The organism is Rhodococcus sp. R1101 (assembly GCF_000278445.1).
In the GTDB taxonomy this organism is placed as follows: Bacteria; Actinomycetota; Actinomycetes; order Mycobacteriales; family Mycobacteriaceae; genus Rhodococcus; species Rhodococcus gordoniae.
This window is the reverse complement of sequence record NZ_AJVB01000280.1, coordinates 1-4,943: the sequence shown is the minus strand read 5'-3', so window position 1 is coordinate 4,943 and position 4,943 is coordinate 1. Positions and strand designations below refer to the sequence as shown.

The 4,943-nt window shown below is 66.1% G+C and carries 5 protein-coding genes and 1 pseudogene; all 6 read left to right on the top strand.

Annotated features, from left to right (window positions below; translation table 11 throughout):
* The first annotated feature begins 190 nt into the window (after positions 1-190).
* Complete coding sequence (locus R1101_RS27055; protein ID WP_051017562.1) at positions 191-571, top strand: hypothetical protein; 381 nt, start codon at positions 191-193, stop codon at positions 569-571.
* 298 nt (positions 572-869) lie between these two features.
* A pseudogene (locus R1101_RS31050) lies at positions 870-1,004 on the top strand (3-oxoacyl-ACP reductase); the annotation flags it as partial.
* Positions 1,005-1,403: 399 nt separating this feature from the next.
* A complete protein-coding gene (locus tag R1101_RS0115905) occupies positions 1,404-2,729 on the top strand; it encodes an MFS transporter (RefSeq protein WP_037223783.1) in 1,326 nt (441 codons plus the stop codon).
* Between the two features lie 243 nt (positions 2,730-2,972).
* Entirely contained in the window at positions 2,973-3,200 is a 228-nt protein-coding gene (locus R1101_RS31045; RefSeq protein ID WP_232284767.1) for a GntR family transcriptional regulator, read from the top strand.
* Entirely contained in the window at positions 3,197-3,658 is a 462-nt protein-coding gene (locus tag R1101_RS27050) for a GntR family transcriptional regulator (protein WP_016934373.1), read from the top strand. The genes R1101_RS31045 and R1101_RS27050 overlap by 4 nt, the downstream gene beginning before the upstream one ends.
* Positions 3,659-3,822: 164 nt before the next feature.
* A partial coding sequence (locus R1101_RS0115895; RefSeq protein ID WP_016934372.1) for a flavin-containing monooxygenase occupies positions 3,823-4,943 on the top strand: 1,121 nt, incomplete at its 3' end.

Genomic DNA, 4,943 nt, shown 5'->3' with positions numbered 1-4,943 from the left:
ACTCCCGTCCCTTCGGCCCGGCCCCCGGCCCGGGGCCGGCCACCATCCAGGTCCTGCCGTGGGTTCACCCCGCTGCAGCCAGGTGATCTGGTGGTGAGGCTTGCTGCGCACCGGTAAGTGTCGGTCCGACTCGTACTGTGCCCCTCCGACCACACGCGCGCAGGAGTGTCGCCGATGGCATCGAGCACGGTTGCTCGGCGGAGCATACCGTCGCATCAGGCCCGCGCTCGGCGAGTTCACCCGGACCATCGATGTGCTCGGTGAGACGTTCTCGGGGGAACGGATGGCCGATCACGACCGGCTCGCCGAACGCCTCGCAGACACGGGCAATCGATGGGGGTGCAACGACCCGCGCGTCAACGGCACGTTGTGGTGGTATTCGGCGAGCTCGACGATGGTCGCCGCGCTCGTCACCGTGCTGTGCGCCGAGGGCATCGCCCCGATCCACAGCTGCAACAACTCGAGGGCACGCTGCACGATAACGGGTTTCCCGGAGCCGTGCGATCCCGACGGATTCTGCACGACACCACTGCCTGCGCCGAGGCTGTGGCCGCCTCGTACGGGTCGGTGATCGACTCTCTCGCTGCGGTTTCCGGCGCAGCACCTCGCGCCCTGTGGGCAGTCGCCACCGACTCCGTCGCCGATCGCACGCTCACTGCCGCCCACGCCCTGGGCAGAGTCGACGACGGAGAACGACAAATGCGCGAGCTGCCCGCGCCGGACACCGGCCGATCGCCATGTGCGCCTTCTCCGACATCTCACCGACACCTGAATCTGCGCAGAGACCGGGGCCGGCTTATCCATCCCAGGAAAGTACCGGGGCTCACACGGTCGGATTCGGCGTGATCATCTTTCCGGTAGCGCTGACAATCCTCGCTCGTTCCCAAAGTCCGGCGCCAATGGGACGTCTGGGCCGACCCGGCGAAATCGCCGAGCCGATCGCCTGGCTGTCGTCGAACGCTCCGAGCTTCTCCACCGGTGCCGTGTACGACGCGAGCGGTGGGCACCATCCTGCCTCGCATCCCGGATCGAAGCACCGTCGTGCGCAATCGGGACAGGGGACCCGGTCCGCAACGGGCGTCTGCGACGCACCTGCCGGAACAAAAGACGGCGTTGCCTTCTTGTATCCAAGATGTATTCTTGCTTGGTGCAAGAACGCGGGACTCCAGGACCTACCGAACGACACACATGACGGCCATCCGTAAGCATGTCGCGCCTCCCTGCCACGAGCGCAACGTCGCGAACCCGACGGAGTTGCGAGCGATCGATTCTCCACGCACACAGTTGCTCTCGCAGAGAGAACGACACTACACATGAAGACCTCGAGAGGTCCGTGCGCCCCAGCACGTCACTCCCGCAACCATGCCGCCTCAGCGAGCACCCGAAAGGACCACCCAGTGCCGATGCCTCCCCACGGGGTGACGCAGGTCAAGCTGATCACCGCGCAGTTGTTCTCCGGAGCCGGAATCGCATCCGGCTACGCCGTCGGTGGCTTGCTCGCCGAACAGATCACGGGGCGGACCGCGATGGCCGGATTCGCGCAGATGAGCGTCATCCTCGGTGCCGGGTTGATCGCCTACCCTTTGGCGGCGCTCGCGGCACGTACCGGACGACGCAAAGCCCTGACCCTGGGGTTCGGGATCGGCGCCCTCGGCGCCTCGGTTGTGCTCGCGGGCGTGGCGACGGGGTTCCTGCCACTGTTCATGCTGGGAATGATGATGTGCGGATCGGCGACTGCAGCCGGGCTGCAGGCGCGGTACGCCGCTGTCGACGTCGCCGGTCCTGCGGCGACCGGACGGGCGATGTCCCTGGTGGTATGGGCAACGACCATCGGGTCCGTGCTGGGTCCGAACTTCACCGGCCCCGGCGCACATCTGGGCGAAGCGCTCGGAATGCACCCGCTGGCAGGGCCCTACCTGATCTCGATGGCCGCCTTCGCCCTTGCAGCTCTGGTCGCATCGACCCTGACGAGCGCGCCCCGCGCAAGCACCACGCAGTCGAACCGGACCGTCGAGGACGACGGAACCGACGACGGCGCTGCAGTCGGCGACACGACCATCGATACACCGCCGCTCGGCCTCATGGCTGCACTGCGTTTCGTTGTGGCGCAGCCGATTCCACTTTTTGCGATCGTCACGATCGTCACCGGTCAGATGATGATGACGAACGTGATGGTCATGACACCGGTGCACATGCATCACCAGGAATTCGACCTCGGAGCCATCGGTCTCGTAGTGAGCATTCACATTGCCGGGATGTACGCGCTCTCACCGATCTTCGGATGGATGTCCGACCGCTGGGGGCCGGGAACCGTGATCGCGTCCGGGGTCGCCGTCTTCGTCGCGACGATCACGCTCGGCGTCGTCGACGCCCTCGCTCCGGTGTCATCGATGCCGTTGTTGACCACCGCGCTACTGCTCCTCGGCGTGGGATGGTCGATGTTTCTCATCGGCGGCTCGGCACTGCTGACGGCTTCGGTGCCGCACCATGCGAAGGTCACGCTGCAGGGCGTCTCCGACTCCGCGATGAACCTGGGTGGAGCACTGATGGCTGCCATGGCCGGCACAGTGTTGGCGGCAGGCGGCTTCCTGTGGATCAACCTCATGGCTACCGCAGTTCTGCTCATCACTCTGGCATTCGCGGTCAGAGCGGTGCCGCTGATGACGTGGCCCGGCCGAGCAACACCATCCGCCCCGGACGACCATCACCTCGAAGGTGCAGAGCGGTGAACCTCCTTCCCCACAGAGCGGCAACCATCCGCACACTTTCGCTGGGCATCGAGCCCGGGCGAGGAAGCGGCATCAGAAGAACACCGCGCACATGATCTGCGCTGCCCTACCGGCCTCGCGAGCGCGGCCTCCGTGGAATCCGTTCCCAGCACATGCATCGCCGAGTCGGATGGTTCCGATCGCTACGCTCGACAGTCCCAGATGAATCCGTCTCGGATTCGAGTCGAGGACGAGGAGACGACGATGACCGCCGGCCCGAACGAGAGCCCCAGCGCTTCCGAGCGTGCCTATCAGGTGATCCGCGATCACATCCTCGACGGCACCCACGCCCCCGGCACCATGCTCGGTGAGAACACGCTGGCGGCCGATCTCGGGGTGAGCCGTACACCTGTGCGTGTCGCGCTTGCGCGCCTTCAGGACGAAGGGTGGATCTCCATCTACCCCAAACGTGTGCCTTGGTGCAGGGAATGAGCGAGCGGACCGTCGCAGAACTCGCCGACGCCCGGTTCGTCCTCGAGACGACGGCGGTGGATCGAGCCTCCGGTGAATTGCGTCAGCGCCTGGCAGAACGCCTCGAACATTCCATCGACGAGCAACGCGCTGCCTTCGCCGGCAAGGACGTTCGTCGATTCATCGACCTCACACTCCGGTTCCACCGCGGGTTCGTGGAGGCAGGAGGCAACAGCGTCTTGCTCGAGCTCTACGACCAGCTTTCCGACCGGCACCGGTTCGTGCTCTTCGCATCGGGCGAGCACTTGCTGACGCGCTGCGCCGAAATCATCGCCGAACATGTCACACTCGTCGAACACCTCCGAGCGGGCAACGCAGCCGAGTTCGCAAGAACGCTACGCGGTCACATTGCGGAGAACGCCCCGGCAGCGGCGGTCGGCCGAGACATGATCGAGTTCACCCCGTCCATCCACAAGTAGAAATGCGGGAAGTCGCAGCTCGACACGGCTGACCGGTGCGCTCCGGTGCTTGAAGAGGCAGGACCCGGCGGCGACCGATTCGATATTTCGAACAGGTATTCCGTTGGATCGGTCGAAAGACACCCGATTTTGACTGATCAACGCTAATCTTGAACACTGTTCAAGTGATCGACACCGAAGTACTCATCGTCGGCGGCGGCCTTGCCGGACTCGGCGCCGCCCACTACCTCACCCGCCGCGGACGGACAGTCCATGTCCTCGAACGCAGCAGCGGCCCCGGTGGCACCTGGCTCGAGAACACCTATCCCGGTTGCGAGTGCGATATCCACCCCGCCCTGTACTCCTACTCGTTCACGCGACTCCCCGGCTGGATCAGCGGACGGGCCGATCATCACCAGATACTCCGCCAAAGCCGACTCCTCGCAGACCGGATACACCGAGTCGCTCGCGTCGACTACGACACCGAGGTCACCGACTGCCACTGGAACGACACCGACGCGCGGTGGCACGTCCACACCCGCTCCGGAACACTCCACCGCGCCCGCTTCCTCGTCCTGGCGACCGGCGCACTGAACGTCCCGCGCATCCCACGCCTACCCGGCTCCTTCGCCGGTCCGGTCCTGCACACCGCCCGCTGGAACCACGACCTCGACCTGCGGGGCGCCCGCGTCGGCGTCATCGGCACCGGCGCCAGTGCCGCCCAACTCGTCCCCGCCCTCATCGACCACGCCGGCCGGGTCACGGTGTTTCAACGCACCCCCGCCTGGGTCCTGCCCCGAACGCGTACCCGGGTGCCACTGCCCTACCGTGCACGCCGGACCGTCGAATATTGGCGCAACGAGACACTCCTCCCCGCCCTGACCGGCTCGAAGCGTCGCCGCGCCGCCCTCGAGGCGCGGGCTCTGCGCCACCTCCACGCCCAGATACCCGACCCCGTCCTGCGTCGAGCGCTGACGCCCTCGTACCGGATCGGCTGCAAACGCATCATCTTCTCCGACACGCTCTACCCCGCCCTGTGCCACCCCACCACCACCCTCGTGACTTCACCCCTCACAGAACTCGCAGCAGACGCCGTCCGCACCGCAGACGGCCGGCGGCACGAGATCGACGTGCTCGTCCACGCCACCGGATTCCACGTCTCCGCCGCTTTGATGCGCTTGCCCATCCACGGCCGAAACGGGGTCAGCCTGCAAGAGGTCTGGGCTCGTGACGGTGTCGGCGCGCACTTGGGCACCACCGTGGCCGGTATACCCAACGCATTCATTCTCGGAGGACCGAACACCGG

Bases quoted from the DNA above. Each gene is read 5' to 3' on its own strand.
- R1101_RS0115905 (WP_037223783.1), top strand. From the start codon at position 1,404: ATGCCTCCCCACGGGGTGACGCAGGTCAAGCTGATCACCGCGCAGTTG.
- R1101_RS27050 (WP_016934373.1), top strand. From the start codon at position 3,197: ATGAGCGAGCGGACCGTCGCAGAACTCGCCGACGCCCGGTTCGTCCTC.
- R1101_RS31045 (WP_232284767.1), top strand. From the start codon at position 2,973: ATGACCGCCGGCCCGAACGAGAGCCCCAGCGCTTCCGAGCGTGCCTAT.